Origin of the sequence: Shewanella sedimentimangrovi (assembly GCF_017354965.1) — a bacterium.
Classification (GTDB): domain Bacteria; phylum Pseudomonadota; class Gammaproteobacteria; order Enterobacterales; family Shewanellaceae; genus Shewanella; species Shewanella cyperi.
Genome location: NZ_CP071502.1, coordinates 4113770 through 4139630 on the forward strand (window position 1 = coordinate 4113770; position 25861 = coordinate 4139630).

The following is a 25861-nucleotide window of genomic DNA, read 5'->3' on the forward strand; positions in this document are numbered from 1 at the left end:
AAATTGCAAAGCGGCCAATAATTCTGCTTGCCGTAAAGCGCAAAGGCTGCCAAGTTACTGCCATGGTCCCAATAAAAAGGAGAAATACCATGGACACCAATAAATTACTGCTCGTTATCATTGCTTTGTTCCTGCCACCTTTGGCGGTGTTTCTCAAGGCCGGTACAGGTAAAGATCTACTGATCAATATCATTCTCTGCTTTGCATTTTACATCCCCGGTATATTGCATGCCCTGTGGGTCGTGAACCGCGACTGAATCCAGTTCACCCCGGTGTTGGGCCGCTGCTATAATCCCGGCTCCACACCGGAGGCAAGATGAACCGCAAAAAGAAAATCAACCAAACCCTCAAGGCCAAGGCCAAAAAAGCCAATGCCAAACTGCATAGCAGCAATAAGCCGGCCTATATCTCCAAGGCCGAGCGCGCACGACTCGCTGCAGAAGCCGATGCGGCACCATTGCCCCAGGCCGATTAGTTTTCCGACTCCTTCCCCGGCGCCGGGATCTGCTCATATTTGAACTGATAACGACGTTTGAGTTCCGCTACGGCATCGGCCTGTTCCAGCAAAAAGCGATCGAACTGGGCAATAATGGCCGGATGTTTGATGGTCGACAGGCTGAATTCACCACTTGAGTAGGGTAAAGCCGGGTCGAACTGCACTAGCTTGTCCTTGCCCAGCGCCATAAAGTGCGCCCGCACCACATCGGCATTCAGATAAACCCCATCGACCCGCTGTCGCAGCAACATGGCAATCACGGCCTCCACCGAGGAAACCTCAAGTATTTCCAATTGCCCGCTGGCTACCCTGGGCACATAGTGCACCGCGGTCCAGCCAATGGGCATGGCCATGCGCTTGAGGCTGTCCAGCGGCTTGCCCACATCACCGCTGTGGCGGCTGATACCATCGACATAGCCCACCACCCCGGCACTGTACACCAGGGCTTTATCGGCCTTCATATCGATAAGCCATTGGGGATTATCCGGATACTGAAAGTCGACCCGGCCATTGAACAGATCTTTCACGGTGCGGATATAGGGTTCGGCCAGGTACACAAAGCGGTAATTTTGCTGTTGGGCAAAGAGGTCGAGCACATCGCGACCAAAGCCCGAGTAGCGCCCATTTTGCATAAAGTAATGGGGTGGATAATAAAAATTTTGCACCCCGACAACGAAGGTCGGCCGGGTATCCGGAGGGTTGGGCGGCGAAATGGCATCAATGTCCGGGTCGGCCCCCCAGACCTGGGCACAGACCCCCAGCAATGCCACCAACGCCCACCACAATTTCATCATTCATCGTCCGCAACCGGCCTTTTTTCAAGTCTAGGCCCTACAGTCCGGTTATACACAGCCAGACACACATCTTTGGCACAGACAAAAAAACAGCCGCACATCCGGCGGCTGTTTTTGTGGTGAATGACAATCCCTATAGCTGACCGGGAACCGCAGGAAAGCCCAATACGGATGCGTTGGCCCAGTTGCCACACACGCCCGGACTGCCACCGGTAGTACGCAGGCTAAGCAGACTCACGCCGCGGATATCCAGCTCGGGTTTGACCACGGCAGGGGCCTGTACCAGCCCCGAGTCATACAACAGCCTGTCATCACCCCAAATTTGGAACTGCATTCCGCCCTTGCTGCGACAGCTGTCATCTATCCCCAGATCGGCCCGCAGCAATTGCCACTGGCCACTCAGGCGATAGTCGATGCGACTGCTGTGGGACACACCCAATCCCTTGCTGAACTTCAATCCATTCATTGACATCTGGGCACCATCACCGCTCTTACGCCCGCCATTGGCAAGGTTAAGCTCCACCGGCCCCAGGGCATTGTCGCTGCGAAGCGGCGATTGCTCAGCAAGGAACAACTGGGTTCTGGCCGTCTTGGGTTCGGACTGTTGCAACACCCTGAACTCAGAAATGGTGATGGGTGACACCTGTTTTGGCAGCAAAGCGTTATAGGCCTTGGCGGTGTCCTTGGCGGCGGTGACCATGGGATCGGCTTCGGCCTGATCCTGGGTACTGAGCACCCTGAACCTCAACAAACTGCCTGGCTTGGCCGGGAATTCCACCTTTTGCAATTGCTGTGACTTGGCCAATCGTCCCTTGGCGACAGGTTCCCCCCACTCGCCGTTATTGTCGCCCAGATAAACCTCATAGTCGGCCACTTGCCCATATTCCCAATGCTTGTCATTGCGAGGTGCAATCTCGAAGCCGGCGATCAGCCGCCGCTCGCCCAGGGCCAGGGTGAACTCATGGGCACCTGTCTTCTGGGACTGATCCCGCTTGGTGCGGAACCAGGTATCCGGATTGCCGTCAAAGGCGTTCTCCAGTGGATGGCCGGACTCCTCGGCGGGTCGTCCCAGCACCAACAAGCTATCGGCAGCCAGCTCGTTACCAAGTTCGGGCGCAGCAGGATAACCGGCTGTGGTGGCCAGGGTCGCGGCGGCGTCTATGGCAAGCTGCAGCACCAGATTGTCGCGGATGGACACCCTGTCTGTTTTGACCAGCACAGTGCCGTACTTTTCCTCGCTGTAGGTCCAGCCACTGCGCGCCTTGGCCAGGGCCTTGGCATCCTTGAACAGCTTGAGTTTGGCACCATCCAGGGTTACGGCCTCAGGCTTGACCCGGCTGTGGATCATCAGCTCGTACGCCCGCTGCGACTCCTGCCCCTGAAAACTGCCCTGGGCAGCTTCAATGTGGACCTCTATGTCACCGGCCACGCCTTCGGGCGCCTTGACCGCGAAACGCTGCTGGCTGAATTCCCCCACCCGATAGCGGCGGCTGCTACCGTCATCTTCATACATTTGGTACTCGGACTCGCCCCAGGGGTAGATATCCAGGGTCAGCACATCCTTGGGCTTCTCACCGTCATACAGGGATTCGGGATACATGGGCAGAATGGCACCGCCGCGGACAAACAGCGGCAGGGTTTTGAGATCAACCTGATAGTCCAGGCTGAGCCCCTCATCGGGCGCTTCCACCACCCGGCCATCCCAGTAATCTATCCACTGGCCCTTTGGCAGAAACACATCCTCGCGCCACCCCTTGCTGGCGACCTGCGAGCGAAACACCGGCGCCACCAAAAGATCCTTGCCCACCAGGAACTGATATTTGTGTGCCTCGGTCAGGGTCTCGGCGCCTGTGGCGTGATCCCACATCAGGCCACGCACTATGGGTGCCCCCGTCTGCTCCGTCTCCCAGGCCGTGGTGTACATATAGGGCATCAAGCGCATCTTGAGCTTGAGGTAGTCCCGGTTGATGCTGCGATAGGGCTCGTCATACCACCAGGGATGTTTGCGGGCCGCCTTGGACCAGCCGGACATGCCCATCAGCACAGGCGTGAATGACTTCCACTGCAGATCCCGGGTAAAGGTCTCCGGACTGCCACCAAAAATGGCATCCACGTCACCGGTGGCGTAGGCCTGACCAGAGAGACCCGAACCTATCAGGGTGGGAATATGCCAGCGGATATAATCCCAGCTGGCGGACTGATCGCCGGTCCAGGTCACCGCATAACGCTGAATCCCCGCCCAGCCCATCACGGTCCAGAGGAAGGGCCGGGAATCCGAATTGTTGAGTATGCCTTCGGCCGCTGCCTGGTTGGCATCCAGGGCAAACTGGTAGCCCTGGCCGGTCCAGGCCACGTCGAGTTTCTGGGCCCGACTGCCCGCACTACCCACTTCCCAGGCAATCTTGTCCACCCCATTTTCGGTCCAAAGGCCGGTATGGAAACCATATTGGGCCAGGCCGGAGACCACCTCGGGCAGATCGGTATAACCACAACCATAGCCGTCGTTTGGCAAAATCCAACCACCGGGCATGTCATGCTCGCGATACTTTTTGGCGACCGAAGCTATCACATCCGGAGTGGTACCCGTTGGGCCATCACTCCAGCCCTCGGGCACCGTGCCTGGCTTCTTGATATTGTCGCCATCGTTATAACAATCGGCATCGCCATATTCGAAGGCCCAGCGGGGGATCAAGCGGGCACGGCCGGTCAGTTCGGTATAGTCGGCCAACACCTGCTGTATGCTGCCGGGGGCGAAGATATAGGCGTCAAAACGCCCTTCCTGGTGCGCCAAGCGCAGGTAATCTGCGCCACGGAAGTCATAGCTGCCATCACTCCAGGTGTTGCGCAAAATACCGTAGCCCTTGCTGGACATGAAAAACGGCGCCGGACTGGGCCTGTCGCCCTCTTCCCAGCCGCCAGAATAGGAAATCTCCAGACTCTTGCCCCTGAACTCAAAGGCACCGTTCTGCTGGCCCCCACCGTAGAAAAACTCATCAGCGTCTGCACTCAGGGTTTGTACCGTGCTGTCCTGGTTCAGCTCCAGACTTTGCACTTCCTCGGTGATCAGGGTGCGATTGTCGGCCCTATACAGGGCAAAACGCAGCGGTTGCTTGTAGATCCGCAGCGCCAGCGCCGAGGTCGTCAATAACTGGTATTGACCCTGATCGCTCAGTTCAAAAGCCACAGGTTGGTAGTCGCGCTTCACCACTATGGCGGCGGCCTTGCTGCCTTCATCACTCAACTCGCCACCGGCTCCCGCCTGAATGCGCAGCAGGCTGGGTTTAAGCACATCGATTTGCAGTTTAGTCCGGTTATCCGTGGTCAGAGTGAGTTGACTCACGCCTGGTTCCACACCTGTGAGCGCCCCTACCGGGGCTGCCAGACCCTGGCCACAGTACATAATGGCAGCCAGCGCCAGGGCTGTGGGATGGCAGCGCAGGGCGAAAAGGGGAAACGGCTTGGGCATTTTCTTCCTCGGAGATCTTGTAGGGTTACGGTGAATACGGCTTCACAAAGGAACAACCACCATAAAACAAAAGCAAACAAAAGAAAACATCGACAAAACGAAAACAAACAAAACCACTTAAGATGGATGAGGGGAGAATTCCCGGCCACCCGGCCGGGATTGCTTACTCCAGATTCAAAACACGATTGCGGGCTTTCTGGAAGAAGAAGGCCACGGCCAGCAAAATGGCGCCGATCAGCATAAACACCACTATTTTCTGCAACAGGGAGGCCGAGGCCATATCCAACAACAGCAGCTTGAGACAGGCCAGGGCAAAGATGCCACCCGCCAGGCGCAACAGCGACTGATTGGCGGGTTTGAGGCTGAGGAACATCAGCCAACAACCGTGGCACACCATCAGCAAGGCACTGAGCCCGGCAGCCAATGCACCTCCCAGGGTCAGCGACAGGGGCAGATAGGTCAGCAGCAACAGACCATGCCAGCCCATGGGCCGCCAGCGGGAGGGCAACTGCCGGTGCCAGCGCCGCAAGGCTCTCAGCCTGCGAACTTGTGCCTGCCACATCAGGGCCAGACAAGTCAGTTGCGCCAGCCCGAGTAACCAGGGATCGACACCCCGGGTATCCACCGGGAGCCAGGCCAACCAGGGCAAGAGAGCGGCGGCAAAAAATCCGCCCAGGGCCAGGCCGTAATTGGGCCTTAGGGATGCCGCCGGAGTCCCCTGCAACAGCCAATAAAAATAGCTCGCCACCGCCAGGGAACTGAGGGCAATGGTATGGCTGTAATAGCCTTCAATGCTGTGCGCAATCACGGCCACCACCAGGGCGCCGTAGAAGGGCGCCAATTGCCAGCCCAGGCGGCAGCCCTGTTGCCACAACCAGGGAAGGCGGCCGAATCTGAGCACCAGGGCGCCAAGCCAGACAGCGCCCATGGTCAGGGCCAGCAAGCCCTGCCAACGCTGCTGCAGACACTCAACCGCCGTGGTCAGAATGGCCAACCATAGCAACACCTCGGCCTCACGCCTGAGCAGGGGATGACGGAAACGACGGCCAATGATCAGGGCCAAGGCCGCCACAGCCCAGAGTGCCGGCGCCAACCAGGCCACATAACTGACCACCACCTTGGGTAACGGCAGCAAGGGCAACAGGAACAAGGTCAGCAAACGGGCATACCAGGCCAGCTTCTTCATCCTGCCCTTGGGATACAGGCGCCGGTAGCCATACCAGGCGCCCAGCAGACCAAGGAACAGGAAGATCCGCGCCAGTTGCGCATACAGGGGCTGGGCGCTGAAATGGACACTGCCACTGACAACTATGCCTTGCAGCACCACCAGGGCGGGTAAAAGTTGCAGCACCCAGGCAAGCATTTCACTGCCGCGCAATTGCCAGCGTTTAGCAAGGTAAAGCAGTGCCAACCCCAGGGGCATAACCAAAAGCACAGAGTATTCCTGCACCAGCAGATAGGCGCTTCCCAGCAGCGCCAACACCAAGCACAGATTGGCCAGTTCCCTGACCAGGGTCAGCAAGCGGGCTTCAAGTGTGCCGGGCGTTGCCGGCCCCGCCAGCATGCGTGCCGCAAGATAAAGGGCCGCTGTGCTCAACCACCAGGCGATAAACGGCAAATCAAAGGAAAAAGCGCCCCCGACCAGCAATTCCAGCCAGGGAGGGCAATTGATGCCCAGTCCCAGCAACAGCAAGGCGATGGATTCCAGTCGCAGCGATACCTGGCGCTCACGGCATCCGAGATACAGCAACAGCAGGGCCTCAAACAGCAATACCAGCCCCAGTTGTTCATCGCTGAGCAGATAGAGGGCGGCAAAACCCGCCAACGCGGCGGCGCCAAACCAACACAGATGCCTGAAGCCCCTCAGTCGCCAGCCGGCCAGGGACAGGATCAGCCCATTGAACGCCAGCCATTGGCCGGGAAATTCGGAGAAACTCCCCAGACTGTAGATCATAAAGGCCAGCAAGGCCGCCGGCAGCGCCAACAGCCTGTGGCTTAAGCCATTTCGGCCAAAGAGCCACAGGGTCGAAGCGCCATAAAGATAGAAAATGCCATGCAGGCACAAAAGGGCCAACCAGCCCATGGTACCTGCCACCAAGGGGAGGTCGAGATAGAATCCCAGCACTTCAATGCAGGCCATGTGCAGCACGGCCGTGGTTTCCAGCAACAGCGGCCAGCGCAGCCGCTGGCACAAGGCCACCGAACCCAGCCCCAGGAGCAGCAGATAAGGAAGATACATCAGCGGTGCCTGGCTGCCGGGCAATAACATCAGCGGCGCCAATGAGCCGCCCAAGAGGGCCACTATGCTGATGACCCGCGCCTCCAATCGCAGCGCCAGCCAATAACCGCCCAGGGTGATAGCGAGCAACAACAGATAGCTCAGGCTGTCGGGGATAAGCCCGTAATAGGGGCCGACAAAGTAGCCGCAGAGATAATTGATGACAAGTCCCAGCCCCACCAGGGCCGAGCCAAAATCGGCCACCGCGGGTTGTCGTCGCCTGAGCCAAACACCCAGCCCCAGGATGGCGTTGGCACAGGCAAAACCCAGCAACGCCTTGCCCGCATCCGACAGCCAATTGTCGAGGGAATACTGCAACAGATAACCAAAGCCCAGGGTCATGGCGATGATGCCGGCCACTGTCATCAGAAATACCGGCCCCTGACCCTTTGACTGGTAATGGCGGTAAAAATCCTGCGCTTGCCCCAGGAGTCCGGCCAGGGGGCCAAGGAGTCCTGCAAGGCCGGTGGCCAGCGCCGCCCCGGCCTTTTGACTCCAGCCTGGTGCCCTTTTCGCGGTTTGCGGGTGAGCTGGCGTTACCTGAGCCGATACCGCGGCCTCCTGAGGTTCTGCCTTGTGCCAGGGAGAGGCGGTTGCAGGGCCCATCGCCTGGGCTCGCGCCTCGGGCACCGAGTCCTCGCCCCGGAGCAGTAACTGCGCCAGCTGATCCTCCAGCGCCGCCAGGCGCAGCTCGGTCTGTAAATGCCGCTCCTGCTCTTGCTGCTTGAGTATTTGCAACTCCCGCAGCAACTGCTGCAGTTGTGCCGCTGACGTCCCTTCCGTTGACTTCATAGCCCGCCCATTTGCTTTAGATTCTGCCTGCCAATAGTGGCCTTACCCCGATATACACAAAACCGTGCCGCCACGCCACTAGCCGGGCAAATGACACACGGCCTCAACATTATTGCCATCGGGGTCAAGCACAAAGGCGCCAAAATAGTGCTGATGGTACTGGGGCCTTTGCCCTGGGGCGCCGTTATCCTTACCGCCGGCAGCCAGGGCCGCATGATAAAAGTCGCTCACGGCTGCCCGATCACGGGCCGCAAAGGCGGTATGTCTGGGGGTTGCAGCCTCACTGCTTTCAATCACCCAGAACACCGGTCTGCCGTCCGGACCGAAAGCGCACATGCGCTGGGTAGGCCAATCGGGGTTCCAATGGGCCACCTCTTCCAGCACCAAGGGATAGCCAAGGGGAGCCAGCGCGGCCTGATAAAAAGCCTTGGTAACTTCATAGTCTGTAGCATAGCTGCTTAAGTGATCTATCATGTTCATTCCTTTGGATAACAAAAATTTACCTGGGGTATCCAACGCCATAATAGGTTGAAATTCATTATGCAGGCAAACCTCGCAGACCTTGGGCAAAGATGCAATATCTATACTTGAACCGTTACCCATGATCCCATGACGCCTGATCCCGGAGTCCCAATGCCGTCCCTGCGTTTAACCCTGCTCACCCTGCTGACCCTGTGTGCCTTTGCCGGCAATTCGCTGTTGTGCCGTGCCGCCCTGAGTCAAACCAGCATAGATGCCGCCAGTTTTACCAGCCTCAGGCTGATGTCCGGCGCCCTGATGCTGGGACTGATAGCCAGACTGAACAGGCAAGGTGCCCCGGGGCGCGGCAATTGGCTTTCCGGCCTGGCACTGTGGGTGTATGCCGCCGGCTTTTCCCTGTCTTATCTGCAACTGAGCACCGCCATGGGGGCCTTGATCCTGTTCGGCGCGGTGCAATTCACCATGATAGGAGTGGGGCTGGTACGTGGTGAGCGCCTGACGTTGTACCAATGGCTGGGACTGGTACTGGCCTTTGGCGGCCTTGTCGGACTCTTGCTGCCTGGGCTGGCAGCGCCGCCACTGGTGGGCGCGCTGCTGATGCTCAGCGCGGGCATCGCCTGGGGCATCTATTCCTTGCGGGGCCGCAAAGGTGGCGATCCGCTGCGGGTTAACGCCGGAAATTTTCTCTATGCCCTGGTCCCCGCTCTGCTGTTCAGCCTTATCTGGCCCGGCGACACTTCTTGGGATTACCCCGGCATAGGATACGCCCTGGCCTCCGGCGCCCTGGCATCAGGAATAGGCTATGCCATCTGGTACCGGGTACTGCCCGAACTCAAAGCCAGTACCGCCGCCAGCGTACAGCTGAGCGTGCCCGTGCTGGCATCCCTCGGCGGCATAGTTTTTCTGGGGGAATCCCTGAGCCTGAGACTGGTACTGGCAAGCATCGCCATCCTCGGCGGCATACTGCTGGTCATTCTGGCCAGGACGGCAAGCAAATCCTGAATCCAGCGGGTATTTGCCAATAGCGCAGCTTTGAGCAAGGCTAAAGTTATCCCCTGTCAAACCGGAGTCAGCATGAGTGAACGTCAATCCCCGCAATTTTATGGCGGCCCAAGAGAGTGCCCCAGTAACGAGGGACGCAGGCAAATTCAGCGCATCCTGCCGAGGATCGGCGATGTGGGTGGTATTCCCGTGGCCCGCGCCATACCGCAGAAGGACAGGCGCCTGATTGGCCCCTGGTGCTTCCTCGACCATATAGGCCCGGTCACCGATGGCCCGGCGCTGGACGTGGGTCCTCACCCCCATATAGGGCTGCAAACCTTCACCTGGATGCTGGAGGGGGAAATATTGCACCACGACAGCCTGGGCAGCGCCCAGGTTATAAGCCCGGGTCAGGTCAACCTGATGACCGCCGGCTATGGCATAGCCCACACCGAAGAAGCCGTGCCGGGTCATCGCCGGGTACACGCGGCCCAACTGTGGATTGCCTTGCCTCTGGCCCACAAGGATACCCAACCACGCTTCGATCATTACCCCACACTGCCGCGCTGGACCGAGGCCGGGGTCGAATTTACCCTGCTGACCGGTCAATGGCTGGAACACCAGGCCCCCGTGCTGCACTTTTCCCCGATCCTCGGTATGGATCTGTATCTGCCCTCCACGGCAGAAACGCCGGTCAGCTTGTCGCTGCCTTTGCAACCCGGATTCGAATACGGCCTGATGCCGATGGAGGGCCAATTCAGCGTCGATGATGAGGCGTTCAGCGACAATCAGCTGGCCTATCTGGGATTGGGGCGGGACTGTGTCGAGCTGGAGCTGCAACCGGGTTGCCGCCTGCTGCTCTTGGGTGGCGAGCCCTTAAGCGATGCGGTCAGCATCTGGTGGAATTTTGTCGGCCACAGCAAGGATGAAATCGCCGAAGCCCAGGCCCAGTGGCTGACCGAAGATCCGCGCTTTGGCACAGTGCCGGGTTATCGGGGCAAACGGCTGATTCCACCGCCGTTGCCCTGGTAACGCCCCCCCTATGCACAGGCCAAAACATGTGCAGGCCCAAACATGCACAGGCAGAAACATGTGTAAGGAGATAGCTAGTAAAAGACCGCCATCAAGGCGGTCTTTTTTAAAGGGTGAATCCAAGGATTACCAAATCTTGACCCTGTCCTCGGGCGCCAGATACAGGGCATCACCGGGCTTGACGTTGAAGGCCTGGTACCAGGCATCCAGGTTACGCACCGTCAGGGCACGGTAGTTGCCGGGTGCATGGCCATCGGTGGCGATACGCTGGCGCATGGCCGGCTCGCGCATCTTGGTGGCCCAAGTCTGGGCATAGCCAATGAAGAAACGCTGATCGCCGCTGAAACCGTCGATCACCGGTGCTTCCTTGCCTTTGAGGGAGGCACGGTAAGCGTCGTAGGCGGCTGCCAGACCGGCTACATCGGCAATGTTCTCTCCCAGGGTCAGCTTGCCGTTCACATGCAGATCCGGGAACGGCTGGTAAGCGTCGAACTGTGCCGCAAGGGCATCACCCTGCCGGGCAAAATGTTCGAAATCTTCCTGGGTCCACCAGTTGCGCATGGCTCCTGTGCTGTCGAAGGCCGCACCGTTGTTGTCGAAGCTGTGGCTGATTTCGTGGCCGATAACCGCGCCTATGGCGCCATAGTTGTAGGCATCATCGGCATTGGCATCAAAGAAGGGCGACTGCAATATGCCCGCCGGGAAGTTGAGCGCGTTTTGCACCGGCAGGTTGACCGCGTTCACTATCTGAGCCGTCATCCACCATTCGCCCTTGTCCTGGGGTTGGCCAATCTTGGCCAGCTGATGGGCGTATTCCGCCTGCTGTCCGGCAATTTGGTTGGCATAGGCACTGCCGGCCTTGACCTTATAGTGGCCGTAGTCGCGCCAGTTGTCGGGATAACCCACACTCACCACCAGGGAAGCAACCTTGGCCAGGGCTTCCTGTTTAGTGGCAGGCGCCATCCAGTCAATGTGTTCGACCCGGTTGTGGAAGGCAGCGATGATCTGCTTGGTCATGTCGCTGACCTTGGCCTTGGCCGAGGCAGGGAAATACTTGTCCACATAGGCCTTGCCGACAGCATCGCCCAAATAGTCATCCAGGGCGCTGAGGGCACGCTTGTCACGACTGCGCTGTTGTGGGGTACCCGACAGGGTGGTGCCATAGAAGTCAAAGTGGGCCTGATCCACAGCCGTAGGCAGCACGTCTGCATGGCTGTTGATCTGATGGAATGCCAGCCAATCCTGCCAGGATTGCAGTGGCTCGGACGCCACCAGTGCCGACAGGGCCGTGATGGCCGGAGCGTGATAGGCGGCAAAGCGCCCCTCTTTGCCCAGCTGCGCCGCCGTCATAAAGGTCTGCCAGTCGATACCGGGTGCCTTGGCATCAAAGTCGGCACGGCTCCAGATGGCGGAGGACTTGCTGAAGTCCTCGCTGTCTTCGCGGCTGACATGGGCCTCGGCAATCTTCAGCTCCAGGGCATAAATCCGTTTGGCACGGGCCTCGGCATCCTCCATACCCGCGGTCTGCAGCAATTTGGCGATATAAGCCTGGTAGGCGGTGCGGATCTCCTGCATCTTGGGGGCGTCGGAGAGATAGTATTCCCGCTCCGGCAGACCCAGACCACCCTGCAACATGTAGGGCAAGACTTCGCCCGGCGTTGACAGGCCCTGGGTCACGAAGATCCCGAACAGGTTTTCGGTGAAGTAATTGGTGGCATTGAGTGGGTCCACATCGGCGCGCAGGTTGGCGCCCAGGGCTGCCGACAGCTCGGCCTTGTTGCTGATGGCAGCAAAGCGGGCCAGATCGGCCTGCACCGGCTTCATACCGGCGGCATCGATGGCGGTCGTGTCCAGATAAGCATGATAAAAATCCGCGATGCGGGCTGCATCACTGCCGGGCGCATGTTTGGCTTTGACCAGCGCATCGATAAGCTCAGCCTTGTGCTTTTCTGTCTCAAGGAAGGCCACCAGGAAGGCACCAGTGCTGGAGCGGTCATCGGGGATCTTGGTGGTTTTCATCCACTCGCCGTTGGCATAGTTATAAAAGTCGTCCCCGGGCTTTTTCGATAAATCCATGGCCTGCAAATTAATGCCCACCAGGCTTTGACTGGCCATGGCATTCACAGGCGTTTGTGCCTGGCTTGGGATGGCAGCTACGCCCCCCAATACTGCTGCGCCTGTCAGCAAAGCAGCTGCGATACGGTTCAACATCTGTAGTTCCTTTTATCGTTATATTTCAACTTATATTGCAAGAATCGACAACGCAGAAAAGTCTACTCCATTTCCATATAACAACCGCAAGACATTCCCACAATTATTCAATTCCCAAGCTATTGGCAGTACCTAATAAATCTCGTTACTGCCAAAAGCCCCAATCTCAAGAAAACCCTTATTACAACCGCGTCTTTTCACTGTGGCTCAGTTTGAAGAGGGAATATCGGGCAAAACCACACCACCGACAGGCGAAACCGGTAGCGTCGGCTCTTTGGGTTGAGGTAATAGTATGCCCCCTGCCGCTGCCGGAGTGACACTGGAATGAACTTCTGGCTCGTGATTCATTTGCAACAAGCGGTCATTCTGTCGAGCTTTGCGCAGCACGGTATCTTTCGCCATGGAACCAATGTCCCCACTGAGCACTCTGGCATATGACAATTTGGTAGCAACCCGCTCAATCACCACCTGCCCCAAATGAATTTCTTCGCGACCCAGAGATTCTTTGGTGTAAGGATCTACCAATTTTTTCCCTAGGCCATAAACGTCATAAATATAACCTTCAGCGAGGTTTTTGCCCCCTTGATTCAGCACCAATTGATTGCCACTTTGCGACAACACCTTAATGGGATAAATAGCCTCGATAATGGTTCGAGCAACTTCCTCCGCAGCTCCGGCATTTAGACTATCTGCATCGGCCGAATCCAAAGCAATAATGGCATCGTCCTGCCATTTTATCTGACGGGTAGCTATATTAATCAGCTGATATGATACCTTTACCTCCCCATATTCAGCCGTCTGTTGCTCACCGGTCAGGCTGAGGGTATTGGTGTAACTTGCACCATCAACATCTACGCTGCCTAACACCAAATAGTCCATTCCCAATACCTGGCCCAGGCGGATTTTTTCCGATCTGGCCGTCTCTGAACTCAGCAACAGGTTGCGCTCTTTGACAAATTCCGAATTGCGCTCTCGATCCAGCACGGCAAAACGTCGACTTTGTACCAATTGGGTCTGCAGATATTGACTGAACTGCTCCCCATAGCGTCCGCTGAACCTGGATACCACCAACTTACGCCGATTGTCTGGCGCAATCCCCGGCCCTTTGTATACCGGTATACTGGCCGTGATCAGTACCTGGCATTCCTGTTCGTCACAGTCTTCTTCCAATACCTGATACTGTTCTACGTATCCCTGCGTTCTGGAGGCCGTTTCATTGACCTGCTCGGAAGACAGTACCGCCTCATGGTTTACCTTTACCTTTAGGGACTGCCTAATCGAGCGTTGATCAATCTCGACTCCTCTCACCTGACGAACAGCCTCAATAAGAGCATTTTCAATGGCCAGCTCGCGGCTCATTCCCGAACCACGAACTTCCACATCAACAGTTGCAGCATGCGCGAACGGGGCGCACAGCAACCAAAGCGAACACAAAAAACGGCTACGATTAGAACTCTTCATTGGCAGCCTCTTCACTCTCCCCGACACCTGAACGAATGCTTGCCTTAGCAGCGTTGGACTTTTTCTCTATTATCTTCCCCTCTTTGAAGGTCCGGGTGTCTTGCTCGGCCCTGGGGTGCCAAACCAGCACAACACCATTGACTTCTCTGTTGGTAATAGGGTGCTTTTCGGTCCAGCGCATGGCTGTCTTCACACCCACCAAACCTTTTACGGAAGATCTCATGGATGATGATTCGGAAATTTCCTTAATGATTTCCGCCACAGTATCTTCGTTGACGTCAGTTTCCTTGCTCTGGGTCTGAGTAGCAGTCGCAGTACGCGTCTTGTGCTCCGTATTACTTCGCTCAGACTCAAATGTTCCCATCAGCGAATACCCTTCGGCGATATGGGCCAATGCATCAAGCTCAGCATCACCGAAACTGAATTCACGATTATCTACACATTCTTCATAATCGCTCGGGTTACAGTCATTACCTGACATTCCAAAGGATACCAACATGGGATAACCCTTCTCATCCCATAACAACTTGGTTCCATATTGGTAAACCAAATTATTTTTTTGTCTGGCCAAATATTGATTTAAGGGTTCACCGGCTTTTTCTGGGCTGGGTTCAATATTGCCTTTACTCAATCGCAATGAAGCCAGGAAGTTCTTTTTCTTGACCGATGTAGCAATGACAACCGCAATGGCCGTATTGCCGTTTTTATCTGTCGCTTCGTAGGATTTCATTATCTGTGAGCCACTGATGTCACCACGGGCCCTCTGTTTCGCTGTGCGGGTAATAGCTTTTTGCATCATTACTTTACGCTTTGATGGTGGTGCAGCGCTATATTCTGCGGCATCTATGCCCATTTCATTTAGCTTCGAGTCCAAAGTGGCGTCAACCAAAGTCACGACCTTATCCAGAATCGCTTCCAATCGATCTTGACTCTGTAATTCTTCGGCCGTAAATTCGGGCAATTTATTGGTTTTGAATGACGTTCGGAGCGTCTCCGAGGTGACATCTCGATGCAACTGTTTCAGCAACGATTCGCGAGCCTGTAACTGCGCCCCTTGGTAGGCCATAATGCGCGAATCGCTCCAACCAGCCTCCGTAGGCTTGGCAGCCACCAATGCAGTACCGAAGTGTAAATGGACCTGTTTATTTTGCCCGGCAAACTGAGTCATTTTGCTTGTGACAAATTCCTGAGCCAATTCGCTGACATACTGGTATGCATCATCCAACCCCTGCTCTTTGGCAGCGACAACTTCTTCCTTGGTTAGGGTAGGGGCTGAACTCAGCGCTTCAGCCTCAGTGACCACTTGCTCTTCACTGTTGGCCATTGCGCTGAATAAGAATAAGGTAGTGGTTAAGCTCAGTAGAGTTCGGGTGAACTGTGGTGGCAGGATCATATTGACTTCTCCATTCCATTGGGTAAGACGCCCCGCCATTGCGGGGCGATGCAGAATTACCAAGTAACTGAATCGTTGCTGCCTTTTTTAGAGATTGGGTATTCCCCTTCCCAATAGGCCAAACCAGTTTCGAGTTGAGTCAGGGTAAGTTGGAAGTAGTAGTCAACCAGTTGCGATGAACGGTCTATTTTATTTGTGCGTTGAATAATTTTTCCGCTGAGGCTGAAGTCCGGAGAAATCACGGTACCATTTTTCTTGACTGTCGCTTGATTCATCAACTTGGAGTTCTGTAACTCTCTGACCTTAGAGGTCATTTCATCTTCAGCACCATTAATACCGACAGCGGTAGTGGTGATAAACTTGCCACTTTGCAGCAAACCAACACGAATTTTTTTGGTGAGCTGATCAGTGTCTATCCGCTGAGCGGTGTCATTTATGACATTCGAAACGGCCATGATATAGCGACCACCCTGTGCAGCCTGCGGGTGCGCCAAGAGCGGGCTGGCAATGATCTCATTCAGTGCTTGATTAGCGGCATCATCAAAGTCCCGATGTGACAGCCCCATGGTCACAATTTCCTTCGAATTCTTAGGGACATATGACGTCGACTGACAACCTGATAGCAGGGCTGCGCTAATCAAACCCGCTACTACAATTTTCTTTTTCATCATAATAAAACTCTCTATTTAAAGGCTGATAACTTCGATTATTGGGGAGGCATTGGCCGTAGCGGCCTTAATGTAAACGATGGCGTTTTTATCGGTCGGCACGTCCACATCTATGGATGCAGCCGGTTCACCGAGGGACAAAGTGAGCTTGCCTTGTTCAGGGGTGTCGACCATGGCTGCCTGGAAATTTTTCGGTAACAAACTCCAGGTTCGGGTATCCGCCTGTGTTGTTGCCGCCTGCAACAATCCGGCACCGAAACCCAGCAAGGGATTGCGGTCCTTTATCTGTTTCTGGGCTACTGTTTTGATCACTGCGCGACTTATTTCCTTAGACAAGATCAACGGAAATGCCTCTTTGAATTCGGCTTGAATGATCTTATCCATATCTCCAACAACTTCGGTTTCTACCGCACCAACTTTTACGCTGGCATAAGGCGCTGGGAAGGCCTTGAGTTTTGGCAAAGCTATACCTGTGTAGGCCACATTGTCAGACACTAAAAACAAGGGTAAATCGACACGCAATTCTTCTTTTTTGGTTGCTTGGCCATTCTCAAATACGACCCAGACCTTCTTAAGATCGGCCACATGAGATGAACCACTTTGCAGTTTTTCAGCCAGCTTCAAAGTATCAGATGACACCTTGGTTTTGGTGATCGAAGCTACCCGATTCAGGCTGTCGACCGCCTTGCCAATATCACTGCTGTCCTGAGCATTAAGCATGAAAAACAGCCCATGCATGAATGTCGAGAATGGATTAATGTAACCATCATAGGCACTCCATTCGGTTTCAGTGATATGATGATCAGCGAGTAATTTTTCTGACTCAGTCAGACTCTTTTTGATGTTATCCGCATTGGCGGCATCCTCTTTGGCGAGAGACTCTTTTTGTTTATTAATTTTGCTCGCAAAATAGTCAGCAGCACGCTTTTGCCTCTCGTCGGAGCGATTCCACTCTATACGCGCATTGGCAAGGTCTCCAATAGAGATGAAATTCAAAGCCTTATAGGTGTTTACCATAACGGCATCATAATATGTCTGCTCGTAGTCCAGCATGGCGTCATTGGTCAAGGTGGAGCCAATTAACTCACCAGTAGACTCCAGCACATTCTCGGTATCCTCCATGTACATTACATCTTCGATGCTATCGAAATACTTATTGCTCTCGGCATAATCCTTGTTCATTCGCAGCAGACTGCCGGCCTGCATACCCCAGAGTTGATCGGCAAGTTTACTAGTCGTCTCATCCAGTCCAGCTTTCTCTTTGGCAAGGGTTATGGCGCCGACCGTATCCCCCTTCAGCAAATTATTATCGAGTTTTCCTTGAGAATTTCGCTCAGTAATAGCACACCCAGAGACAGTGAGGGCCAAGACTGTGGCTGCCAATGTTTTGTTCATTTGAGTTCCCTGCAAAAATGGGCTCCACCATAGTATTTGGTCGAGCAACAAAAACTGATGTTTGGTCTTCTGCGCGGGATATGACAGTAAAGAGAGGGGTATTGAAGTCTCCACTTCCAGCTTACAGCAATCCGTCGCCTTTTGAATTTACAATTTTTAACACTAATATATCAATCTTAAAATTTATTAAAACAGAGATACATATCACAAATGGTATTTGTAACCGTTAAGACAACACCGATGAGTGGAGGTGAAATCCACTTAAATAAACAACACTTTAGTCAAAGACCTGACTCAGACAAATCTCAATAATATTAGCTATTCACAATCTAGAAATAATTTCCAAGCCATTGATGAATAGAGTTATCTATCAAAGGATTTCACATGCTCAAATGGCCACTTTAACTTAAGCTAGATTCCCCTTTAAAAGCATCCAATCCTTTCCAGCGATGTTATAACCATTACTTAGGCTTGGCCCTGATTATCAGGCATAGCATCACAATACAGTTCAAAACGAGCATTTATAGGGCTGAGCACACCTGAAGAGACTCGGCACAGGAGGATGATGCGCATCGGCTGCCCGACCGCAATAGGCCGGGCAGCAGTAGATCAGGCAGCAAATCTCAAACCATAGCTGGCGCCGTTTTTCCAGACACACTGAGCCTGGGTTGGGCCTGTCAGTTCACTGTCCAGTGACAGCCTGTCACCCACCAGCAGATCGCCCTGGTACTGAATACGGGCACCTTCTTTGCTGAAGTCCAGCAACTGGCAACTGGCATCCATCTTGTCCTTGTGCAGCATAGCCTGGATGTGGCCGCCCTTGAAGCGCTCCTGAGCACGGCGATCTGCTTCCCGGGTATTTTGCACATCTGACTTGGCAACGGCCTCTTCATGCTGTGGCACTTCCGACTCGCTAACCAATTCGGGATTGTCAGGCATGTATGTGCCTTCGGCCATGCGCTGCTTGACACTGGCATGCAGACTGACATTGATGGGTGAACTTTGGGGATCGCCGTAAACCTGCCGCAATTCGGGTTTGGCGCCCAATTTTTCCAACATTCGATAACTCCAGGAATAGGAGTTGTGGGCTGTCATCTTGAGATCCGGTTTGCAATGGTGAGCCAAATAGTTCTCATCAAAGTCCAGCCCCAAGGCTTGCGCCTTGTTCACCATCCATTGCAATGGCACATCGGACAACCCTGATTCTTCATAGCCGCCGGTCACATCGGCGTGAGCGCCGACAAACCAACACTGCTCAATGCGCTGATTGTCGAGCTGGGAGCCGGCCCACAGATCCGGCTGATAATTGTGTCGCCTTTCATCCAGGGCCAGGGCCTGAAAAGCATTGTTCACCGAGGGACTGATTTGGGTATCGTAAAAGCCAATCCAACTGCGGGTTAAACGATTAAGCAACGGCAACGGTGCACCACGGGCACCAACGGAATCAAACACCCCCAGCATGCGTATGTCGGGACGAATATTGCCTTCATAGTGGGTGGCGGTGCGTTTGTATTCCGGAGTGCGGTAATAGCGGTAAATTTTCGACAGCTTGCCTAAATCTTCTCTGGCCACCAGACCGACCGCATCAATCAGGCCGGTCAGCGCCCTGGCTGTATGGGCCCCGCGGCTGGCGCCGAAAACATACACCTCATCGCCCGGTTGATAGTTGTGGACAATAAAACGGTATGCATTGAGCACATTGCGCTTCATGCCATAACCCAAGGTGCCGGCAATCAATCTACTGATGGGATTGATACCCAGCCCCTGATCGTAAAACACCACCTGATGTTTGCCATCGGCCGCGATGGGCCTGATGGCTCGAACCATTTTCACCGCATTGGTCGGATTATCATCCGGCGCATTCCAGGTGCCGTCACAACAGATGACGATGCGTTTGGCCGCGTTCATAATTACACTCCTTCCACAGGGAAATAGCAGCAAGCCTCGACATTGGCGCCGATACAGTGGAATGAGTATAGCTGAACATTGATTAAAAAGTGACCAACCCTGACGATGTAAAAGCAGGCTCAAGCCCTATGATTGCTGGTGTCTCAGTGCGATCTTGGATCTGAATCGCAGAATTTATAGCCCCGTTTTCCGGCTTGCTTTATTTGGTACATGGCCGCGTCGGCCTGCTCTATTAATTGCTTTAATTCATTGCCGTTTTCTGGGTACAGACTGATACCTATACTGGCTCCCAGGCTGTAAGCTTTGTTGCCTATCACAACATCCTCAGCCAGCTGAGTTACCAACTTATTGGCCACCTCCTGCACCTGGGCATGGTTTTCCAACTGCGTGGCTATGATGATAAATTCATCACCGCCGATCCGGGCACAAATATCTGTGCTTCGGGTACTGCTCCTGAGCCGCTCGGCCACCACCTTCAACACTTCATCTCCGGTACCGTGGCCCGCCTTATCGTTGATGGGTTTGAAATTGTCCAGATCGATATAAAAAATGGCCATCAATTGGTGGGGCCGGTTTGCCAACAACACGGCTTTCTCAAAAATATTGTGCAAATACCTTTTGTTTTTCAGCCCGGTGAGAGGATCGTGATGGGCCAGCTCCAATGCTTTTTCTTCTGCTTCCAGCAAGCGCTTTTGCAAGCTGAACAAAATGGCCGCCAAGAGTGCCAGATACAACACCAGAGTCAGACCAGTGCCAATCATAAAACCCGGAAGCTGCCAGCTTGGCATCAGATACATCAGGGGGTAGGACAGCCAGTGCAGCGTCAACAAGGCGGCTGTCACAGCTGCCGCGGTCATGAAGACAATTGGCATCATTTGTCTATGCTTCACAATGACAAATGCAAAGCAGCCAAGGTAGGCCAGGTTAAAGGCCACCAAGCTGGCTCGCCCGGCCCACAAGGGTATGTCGGTCAGCAACACCAACAACAGCCACAGCTCTGCCGCCAAGGTACCTGCCCACAGCCAAACCTGCCCGGGCTTCAAGCCATAAAACTGCAGCACACCTGCCACCAGCAGCGCTTTTTCCAGCACACTCAAAGCGGCATAACTAACTAAGGTAAGTTCGAGATTTGACTGCTGCGCGTGCAGTAGCAAGGACAACCGCGCCAACAGTGCGAAGAAGATTGCTGCCGCCCACAGCCTGGCACCGCCATTGGTTCTGGGGACCCTGCTGACCAGGATAAACAGGATACAAATGACGAAGTAAATGGTGGAGCCAATGGTATGTTCCAATTTGTAAAACATAGCACCTTGCTGCCGCTGTATCAGGAAGTGGGTCGTTAGCCGCCCCAAGACTATTCCAAGAAGTATAGACCTCGCCCACTTGCGCAACAAAAAAGCCGCTTTAATACAAAGCGGCCTTAGGTAATTGCAGCAATTCTCAGCGCATGGTGACAAACTCTTCTGCGCCGGTGGGGTGTATGGCCACGACCGCATCGAAGTCGGCCTTGGTGGCCCCCATCTTGATGGCCACGCCGAAGCCCTGGAGTATTTCATCCATGCCGAAACCTATGCCGTGAATACCGACCACGGTTTCCTCTGGGCCGGCACACACCAGTTTCATCTTGCAGGACTGGCGGTGGGCGGTAACAGCGGTATACATGGAGGTGAAGGTCGAATTGTAGACCTTGATATTATTCTCACCGTACTTGGCCCTGGCCTCGGGCTCGGTCAGCCCCATGGTGCCTATGGGTGGATGACTGAACACCACGGTCGGCACATTGGAATAGTCCATGCGCGCCTCTGGCATGTTACCGAACAGGCGCTCGGACAGCAGGCGTCCTGCTTTCACCGCCACCGGGGTCAGTTCAATGCCGCCGGCCATGATGTCGCCGACGCAGTAGATGCCCTTGGCACGGGTGTTCTGCTGTTCATCCACCAGCACATAGCCCTGCTCATCCAGCTGTACATCGGTATTTTCCAGCCCTATGTTGCCGGTGGCCGGGCTGCGGCCTATGGCCCAGATAAGGCAATCCACTTCATGGCGCTCACCGTTTTCCAGCTCCAGCACCAGGGTGCCGTCCTGTTGCTTGTGAACCGCCTTGGGTACGGCATCCGTGTGCAGTGTGGGACCCTGTGCCGCCATGGCATCCACCAGCGCCTGGCTGAGCATGGGGTCAAAACCCCTCAGCGGCGCATGGCGGCGGACAAATAAACTGGTGTCACTGCCGAGGGCGTGCAGTACCCCGGCGATTTCCACGGCAATATAACCGGCACCGACTACGGCCACTCTCTTGGGCTGCTCGTTGAGGGCGAAAAAGCCGTTGGAGTCTATGCCATGTTCGGCGCCGGGAATATCGGGAATGGTGGGCGCACCGCCGGTGGCGATCAGGACATGGTCGGCGCTGTAATGCTCACCATTGACTTCTATGGTGCGATTATCGACAAAGCGACCATAGCCCTGCACCAGGGTGACACCATTGCTGGCAAAGCCGCGACCATAGGCGGCGTGAACCCGTTCAATGTAGGCCTCGCGACTGGCGACCAGGGTCGCCCAGTCGAATTTTTTCACATCCACATCAAAGCCGTAATCCTTGGCATACAGGTGAATGGCCTCGGCTATTTGGGCGCCGTACCACATGACTTTTTTGGGCACGCAACCAACGTTGACACAGGTGCCGCCCACTTGCTGGGCTTCAATCAACAGCACTTTGGCACCGCGAATGGCGGCGCGGTTGGCAGAGGCTATGCCGCCGCTGCCGGCGCCGAGACAGATGTAGTCGTAATGTTGGGCCATGAAATTCTCCGTAATGTTCGGTCGGCGGGTCTCTATCGAGGGGTGCTAGTTTGCCCCCATAGCGACGGCGCTTGCAAGAGACCGGGGAGAATCAACAGATATTGCGGCAATGAAATCAGCGCCGATATTGGCAGCGACCATAGTCGTCCGGCTCGGGACCATCGCCGCTGCAATCAAGACAACTCCACTCCTTGCGCCTGACCATCAGCTCTTCCTGCTGATAGCTGGCACCCTGGCTGCGGACGGCAGCTTCCAGGTGATCCAATCTGGCATCCAACCAACGACAGGCAGGGTCGTTGGCCACCAGCTGGCGCTCATCCTTGGTTTTGCTGGTCGTCTTTTTGCTGATCTTTTTGCTCTGTTTCACTTTGCCGGATTGGCGTTTGGGGGCTTGTGTGGCCTGCGGCAGATGAATTTCCAGTGCCGGGCGGCTTTCGGGCACGGCCAAAGGCTGGCCCTTATCGTCCAGAACTGCGTCCTTGGGGGGTAAATACTGATTATTGAGCACATCGGCACCCAAGGCGCCAACACTGAACAGCAAGAGACCGGCCCAAAGCCGGTAGCGATTTATGGCAGACATTTCCTTGTCCCGGATCCAATCCCTGATTCAGGCAAGCATAGCGGATATTCAGAAGTCCCGACTCAGGTGCAGGCTAATAAAATTAAGATCGCCTTCCTCATCATCCAGGATCACATCTCCCTGGGCCTCGCTGTGTGCCAGTTGCAGGGTTGTGGACCAACCGTCATCCAGGGTCCAGATTGCCTTAACTCCCCACTGTAAATGGTTGCGGCCGCTGTGGAGTTCCGTCATGTACTGATAGTCCAGGCCCTGGGTAACGAAAGGCGTTAACTCCAGCGACTCGGTCAACTGCCAATGGCTGTAGAGACTGAGTTCGACAAAATAACCGGCGGAATCACTGCTGTAGGTATAGGCCACCACAGGCACCAAACGCGGCTCCAGCCACCAGGCCAGGCTGGCAAACCACTCATTGTCGGAGAAAGGCTCGTCGGCCACTATCTCCACCCGCTGATAACCCACACTGCCACGCCAGTCATCCCCCAGCGGCAGCTCATATTCCAGCCCTATGTTCCACTCACTGAAAAACTCGCTGTCAGCACGGGCCAGGGTGGCATAGGCCGTCAAGCTGTCGACCGAAACGGCAGCCCCGCCCCACCAAACACCGCCCCGGCCTATGTTGTCGCGGCCCTCGGACACATATTGGCTGTCCCAGCCCAGATCCAGCCAGTAGCCGGTGTCGGCTTGGCTGGCACAGGTGAACAGGATTAGCGGTAATAAAGGCAAGGGACTTTTCATTACAGGGGTCCGACATTAAACACAGGCATAGCATAGCCTATTCAGCGCCGGCTTAAATGAGAACAGATATCATTTGAGATCCGCACAGCATTTTCCTGCTGAACTTTATACGGTACGCGGTTATTTGATCGCCAGCACTGTTAAGGGGCACATAAGCTGCTAAATGCGATCACGCCTTGATAATTGCCGCCACAGGCCTTATCTATGGCCTATACACAGACCCGATTCCGAGGATCCCCTATGAGCAACCCGCTGTTGTCCCCATCGACACTGCCGCCCTTTTCCAGCATTCGCCCCGAACACATAGAACCCGCCGTCAGCCAGGCACTGAGCCATTGCCGCGCCGAAATCGATCGGGTATTGGCCGCCGGCGACTTCAGCTACGAGGGTCTGGTGGCGCCGCTGGAGCAGGCCGATGACGAGCTGGGTCAGCTCTGGTCCCCCGTGTCCCACATGAACTCGGTACTGAGCACCGACAGCTGGCGCGCGGCTCACGATGCCTGTCTGCCGCTGCTGTCCGAGTACGGCACCTTTGTCGGCCAGCATGAGGGTCTGTACCAGGCCTACAAGACATTGCATGACTCGGCAGAATTTGCCGGCCTGCCAAGGGCGAAACAGACCCTTATCGAACACAGCCTGCGGGATTTCGAGTTGTCCGGCATAGGTCTGGACGCCGCTAAAAAAGCGCGCTACGGCGAAATCGTCAAGCGTATGTCGGAGCTGACCAGCAGTTTTTCCAACAATGTACTCGACGCCACCCATGCCTGGAGCAAACTGGTGACAGATGAGGCCGAACTCAAGGGTCTGCCCGAGTCCGCCCTGGCCGCCGCCCGCGCCATGGCCGAAGACAAGCAACAGGATGGCTGGCTGTTCACCCTGGATTTCCCATCCTACCTGCCGGTAATGATGTATTGCGACAACCGGGCGCTGCGGGAAGAGTGTTATCGCGCCTTTGTCACCCGCGCCTCGGACCAGGGTCCCAACGCCGGCGAATTCGACAACGGTCCGCTGATGGAAGAAATCCTCGCCCTGCGCCACGAGCTGGCCCAGTTGCTGGGCTTCGAAAGCTTCGCCCACAAGTCCCTGGCCACCAAGATGGCCGAGAGCCCGAGCCAGGTGGTGAGCTTCCTCAACGAGCTGGCACTGCATTCCAAGGCCCAGGCCAAGACCGAACTGGCAGAGCTCAAGGCCTTCGCCGCCGAGCACCATGGCGACGCGACGCTGGAAGCCTGGGACTTGAGCTTCTATGCCGAAAAACTCAAGCAGCACAAATACGAGATTTCCCAGGAAGAACTGCGCCCCTATTTCCCCGAGGACAGGGTGCTTGGCGGCCTGTTCCACACGGTGGAGCGTCTGTTTGGCCTGCGCATTGAAGAGCAGAAAGAATTCGATCGCTGGCACAAAGACGTGCGCCTGTTCCATATCTTCGATGCCAGCGGCGAGCAGCGCGGCAGCTTCTTCCTCGACCTCTATGCCCGCAGCGGCAAACGCGGTGGCGCCTGGATGGACGAGTGCCGGGTACGGCGTCGCGGCCCCAATGGCCTGCAACTGCCGGTGGCCTACCTGACCTGCAACTTCAACGGCCCGGTCGGCGGCAAACCGGCACTGTTCACCCATGACGAAGTCACCACCCTGTTCCACGAATTCGGTCACGGCATCCACCATATGCTGACCAGGATAGAGGTGGCCGGGGTGTCGGGTATCAATGGTGTGCCCTGGGATGCGGTGGAGCTGCCGAGCCAGTTCATGGAAAACTGGTGCTGGGAGCAGGAAGCACTGCAGGAGATCTCCGGCCATTTCGAGACCGGCGAGCCCCTGCCCAAGGCCATGCTCGACAAGATGCTGGCGGCGAAAAACTTCCAATCCGGCATGATGATGCTGCGCCAACTGGAGTTTTCGCTGTTCGACTTCCGCCTGCACCTGGAATATGACCCGGCCAGGGGCGCCCGTATCCAGCAGACCCTGGATGAGGTGCGTGAGCAGGTGGCCGTACTTATCCCGCCGGCCTTCAACCGCTTCCAGCACAGCTTCTCGCACATTTTTGCCGGCGGTTACGCGGCGGGCTACTACAGCTACAAGTGGGCCGAAGTGTTGTCGGCCGATGCCTTCTCCCGCTTCGAGCAGGAAGGCATTTTCAACCCCAAAACCGGTCATGACTTCCTGACCAATATTTTGGAGATGGGTGGCAGCGAAGAGCCCATGACCCTGTTCAAGCGCTTTATGGGCCGCGAGCCCAGCATAGAGGCGCTGCTCAGGCACAGTGGTATCGAAGCGTAAAGGCCTTGGCTTAATGACAAGGGGCGCACTGCGCCCCTTTTTGCTGCCGGTCCCCGGCGCCTTGCCTGCTGGTATGACCTCTGTTAGCCTGTGCTTTTAAAGCAAAAACTCAAGAACC

General features: G+C 55.5%; 19 protein-coding genes. 5 read left to right on the plus strand and 14 right to left on the minus strand.

Translation table 11 applies throughout. From position 1 onward, the window contains the following. Positions 1–89: 89 nt before the first annotated feature. Positions 90–257: a YqaE/Pmp3 family membrane protein gene (locus tag JYB85_RS18395; RefSeq protein WP_207380447.1), complete on the plus strand. Its 168-nt coding sequence runs from the start codon at positions 90–92 to the stop codon at positions 255–257. Positions 258–316: 59 nt separating this feature from the next. Further along, complete coding sequence (locus JYB85_RS18400) at positions 317–475, plus strand: DUF2986 domain-containing protein (RefSeq protein WP_207380448.1); 159 nt, start codon at positions 317–319, stop codon at positions 473–475. Here the strand turns inward: JYB85_RS18400 and JYB85_RS18405 are convergent. From JYB85_RS18405 to JYB85_RS18420, 4 genes are all read right to left on the minus strand, one after another. Next, positions 472–1290 carry a substrate-binding periplasmic protein gene (locus JYB85_RS18405; protein WP_207380449.1) on the minus strand — a complete coding sequence of 273 codons (819 nt, stop codon included), beginning with the start codon at positions 1288–1290 and terminating at the stop codon, positions 472–474. The genes JYB85_RS18400 and JYB85_RS18405 overlap by 4 nt on opposite strands. A gap of 133 nt (positions 1291–1423) precedes the next feature. Beyond that, positions 1424–4756, minus strand: a complete 3333-nt coding sequence (locus JYB85_RS18410; protein WP_207380450.1) for a TIM-barrel domain-containing protein — start codon at positions 4754–4756, stop codon at positions 1424–1426. Between the two features lie 163 nt (positions 4757–4919). Further along, positions 4920–7826 carry a DUF2339 domain-containing protein gene (locus JYB85_RS18415; RefSeq protein ID WP_207380451.1) on the minus strand — a complete coding sequence of 969 codons (2907 nt, stop codon included), beginning with the start codon at positions 7824–7826 and terminating at the stop codon, positions 4920–4922. Positions 7827–7904: 78 nt separating this feature from the next. Beyond that, a complete protein-coding gene (locus JYB85_RS18420) occupies positions 7905–8300 on the minus strand; it encodes a VOC family protein (protein WP_207380452.1) in 396 nt (131 codons plus the stop codon). Between the two features lie 159 nt (positions 8301–8459). Between JYB85_RS18420 and JYB85_RS18425 the strand changes: the two genes are divergently transcribed. Further along, positions 8460–9308, plus strand: a complete 849-nt coding sequence (locus JYB85_RS18425) for a DMT family transporter (protein ID WP_207380453.1) — start codon at positions 8460–8462, stop codon at positions 9306–9308. 72 nt (positions 9309–9380) lie between these two features. Beyond that, positions 9381–10319: a pirin family protein gene (locus JYB85_RS18430; protein WP_207380454.1), complete on the plus strand. Its 939-nt coding sequence runs from the start codon at positions 9381–9383 to the stop codon at positions 10317–10319. Positions 10320–10445: 126 nt separating this feature from the next. On the opposite strand, the gene JYB85_RS18435 is transcribed toward JYB85_RS18430, so the two are convergent. The 10 genes from JYB85_RS18435 to JYB85_RS18480 all read right to left on the minus strand — a co-directional run bounded on the left by JYB85_RS18435 (position 10446) and on the right by JYB85_RS18480 (position 23466). Next, positions 10446–12530, minus strand: coding sequence for a M13 family metallopeptidase (locus tag JYB85_RS18435; protein WP_207380455.1), 2085 nt, complete (start codon positions 12528–12530; stop codon positions 10446–10448). A 207-nt stretch (positions 12531–12737) separates the two neighbouring features. Next, on the minus strand, positions 12738–13991 hold the full coding sequence (locus JYB85_RS18440; RefSeq protein WP_207380456.1) for a CsgG/HfaB family protein: 1254 nt from the start codon (positions 13989–13991) through the stop codon (positions 12738–12740). After that, positions 13978–15384 (minus strand): DUF6844 domain-containing protein, encoded by a 1407-nt coding sequence (locus JYB85_RS18445; protein WP_207380457.1) that lies wholly within the window; start codon positions 15382–15384, stop codon positions 13978–13980. Before JYB85_RS18445 ends, JYB85_RS18440 begins: the two co-directional genes overlap by 14 nt. Positions 15385–15440: 56 nt before the next feature. Continuing rightward, the gene (gene lpoB, locus JYB85_RS18450; protein ID WP_228730161.1) at positions 15441–16055 is read right to left on the minus strand and encodes a penicillin-binding protein activator LpoB; all 615 of its coding nucleotides are present in this window, start codon (positions 16053–16055) and stop codon (positions 15441–15443) included. 15 nt (positions 16056–16070) lie between these two features. After that, the gene (locus tag JYB85_RS18455; RefSeq protein WP_207380458.1) at positions 16071–17447 is read right to left on the minus strand and encodes a COG3014 family protein; all 1377 of its coding nucleotides are present in this window, start codon (positions 17445–17447) and stop codon (positions 16071–16073) included. A 609-nt stretch (positions 17448–18056) separates the two neighbouring features. After that, positions 18057–19355: a phospholipase effector Tle1 domain-containing protein gene (locus JYB85_RS18460; RefSeq protein ID WP_207380459.1), complete on the minus strand. Its 1299-nt coding sequence runs from the start codon at positions 19353–19355 to the stop codon at positions 18057–18059. 143 nt (positions 19356–19498) lie between these two features. Continuing rightward, complete coding sequence (locus tag JYB85_RS18465) at positions 19499–20659, minus strand: GGDEF domain-containing protein (protein WP_207380460.1); 1161 nt, start codon at positions 20657–20659, stop codon at positions 19499–19501. A 136-nt stretch (positions 20660–20795) separates the two neighbouring features. Continuing rightward, entirely contained in the window at positions 20796–22151 is a 1356-nt protein-coding gene (gene gorA / locus JYB85_RS18470; RefSeq protein WP_207380461.1) for a glutathione-disulfide reductase, read from the minus strand. Between the two features lie 115 nt (positions 22152–22266). Beyond that, positions 22267–22731, minus strand: a complete 465-nt coding sequence (locus tag JYB85_RS18475) for a hypothetical protein (protein ID WP_207380462.1) — start codon at positions 22729–22731, stop codon at positions 22267–22269. Between the two features lie 48 nt (positions 22732–22779). Beyond that, positions 22780–23466 (minus strand): hypothetical protein, encoded by a 687-nt coding sequence (locus tag JYB85_RS18480; RefSeq protein WP_207380463.1) that lies wholly within the window; start codon positions 23464–23466, stop codon positions 22780–22782. A gap of 240 nt (positions 23467–23706) precedes the next feature. Between JYB85_RS18480 and prlC the strand changes: the two genes are divergently transcribed. Further along, entirely contained in the window at positions 23707–25743 is a 2037-nt protein-coding gene (gene prlC / locus JYB85_RS18485) for an oligopeptidase A (protein ID WP_207380464.1), read from the plus strand. Positions 25744–25861 lie beyond the last annotated feature (118 nt).

Bases quoted from the DNA above. Each gene is read 5' to 3' on its own strand.
- JYB85_RS18455 (WP_207380458.1), bottom strand. From the start codon at position 17,447: ATGAACAAAACATTGGCAGCCACAGTCTTGGCCCTCACTGTCTCTGGG.
- JYB85_RS18425 (WP_207380453.1), top strand. From the start codon at position 8,460: ATGCCGTCCCTGCGTTTAACCCTGCTCACCCTGCTGACCCTGTGTGCC.
- JYB85_RS18395 (WP_207380447.1), top strand. From the start codon at position 90: ATGGACACCAATAAATTACTGCTCGTTATCATTGCTTTGTTCCTGCCA.
- JYB85_RS18465 (WP_207380460.1), bottom strand. From the start codon at position 20,659: ATGTTTTACAAATTGGAACATACCATTGGCTCCACCATTTACTTCGTC.
- JYB85_RS18410 (WP_207380450.1), bottom strand. From the start codon at position 4,756: ATGCCCAAGCCGTTTCCCCTTTTCGCCCTGCGCTGCCATCCCACAGCC.
- lpoB (WP_228730161.1), bottom strand. From the start codon at position 16,055: ATGATGAAAAAGAAAATTGTAGTAGCGGGTTTGATTAGCGCAGCCCTG.
- JYB85_RS18440 (WP_207380456.1), bottom strand. From the start codon at position 13,991: ATGAAGAGTTCTAATCGTAGCCGTTTTTTGTGTTCGCTTTGGTTGCTG.
- JYB85_RS18415 (WP_207380451.1), bottom strand. From the start codon at position 7,826: ATGAAGTCAACGGAAGGGACGTCAGCGGCACAACTGCAGCAGTTGCTG.
- gorA (WP_207380461.1), bottom strand. From the start codon at position 22,151: ATGGCCCAACATTACGACTACATCTGTCTCGGCGCCGGCAGCGGCGGC.
- JYB85_RS18445 (WP_207380457.1), bottom strand. From the start codon at position 15,384: ATGATCCTGCCACCACAGTTCACCCGAACTCTACTGAGCTTAACCACT.
- JYB85_RS18435 (WP_207380455.1), bottom strand. From the start codon at position 12,530: ATGTTGAACCGTATCGCAGCTGCTTTGCTGACAGGCGCAGCAGTATTG.
- JYB85_RS18430 (WP_207380454.1), top strand. From the start codon at position 9,381: ATGAGTGAACGTCAATCCCCGCAATTTTATGGCGGCCCAAGAGAGTGC.
- JYB85_RS18460 (WP_207380459.1), bottom strand. From the start codon at position 19,355: ATGAACGCGGCCAAACGCATCGTCATCTGTTGTGACGGCACCTGGAAT.
- JYB85_RS18405 (WP_207380449.1), bottom strand. From the start codon at position 1,290: ATGATGAAATTGTGGTGGGCGTTGGTGGCATTGCTGGGGGTCTGTGCC.
- JYB85_RS18420 (WP_207380452.1), bottom strand. From the start codon at position 8,300: ATGATAGATCACTTAAGCAGCTATGCTACAGACTATGAAGTTACCAAG.
- JYB85_RS18475 (WP_207380462.1), bottom strand. From the start codon at position 22,731: ATGTCTGCCATAAATCGCTACCGGCTTTGGGCCGGTCTCTTGCTGTTC.
- prlC (WP_207380464.1), top strand. From the start codon at position 23,707: ATGAGCAACCCGCTGTTGTCCCCATCGACACTGCCGCCCTTTTCCAGC.
- JYB85_RS18480 (WP_207380463.1), bottom strand. From the start codon at position 23,466: ATGAAAAGTCCCTTGCCTTTATTACCGCTAATCCTGTTCACCTGTGCC.
- JYB85_RS18400 (WP_207380448.1), top strand. From the start codon at position 317: ATGAACCGCAAAAAGAAAATCAACCAAACCCTCAAGGCCAAGGCCAAA.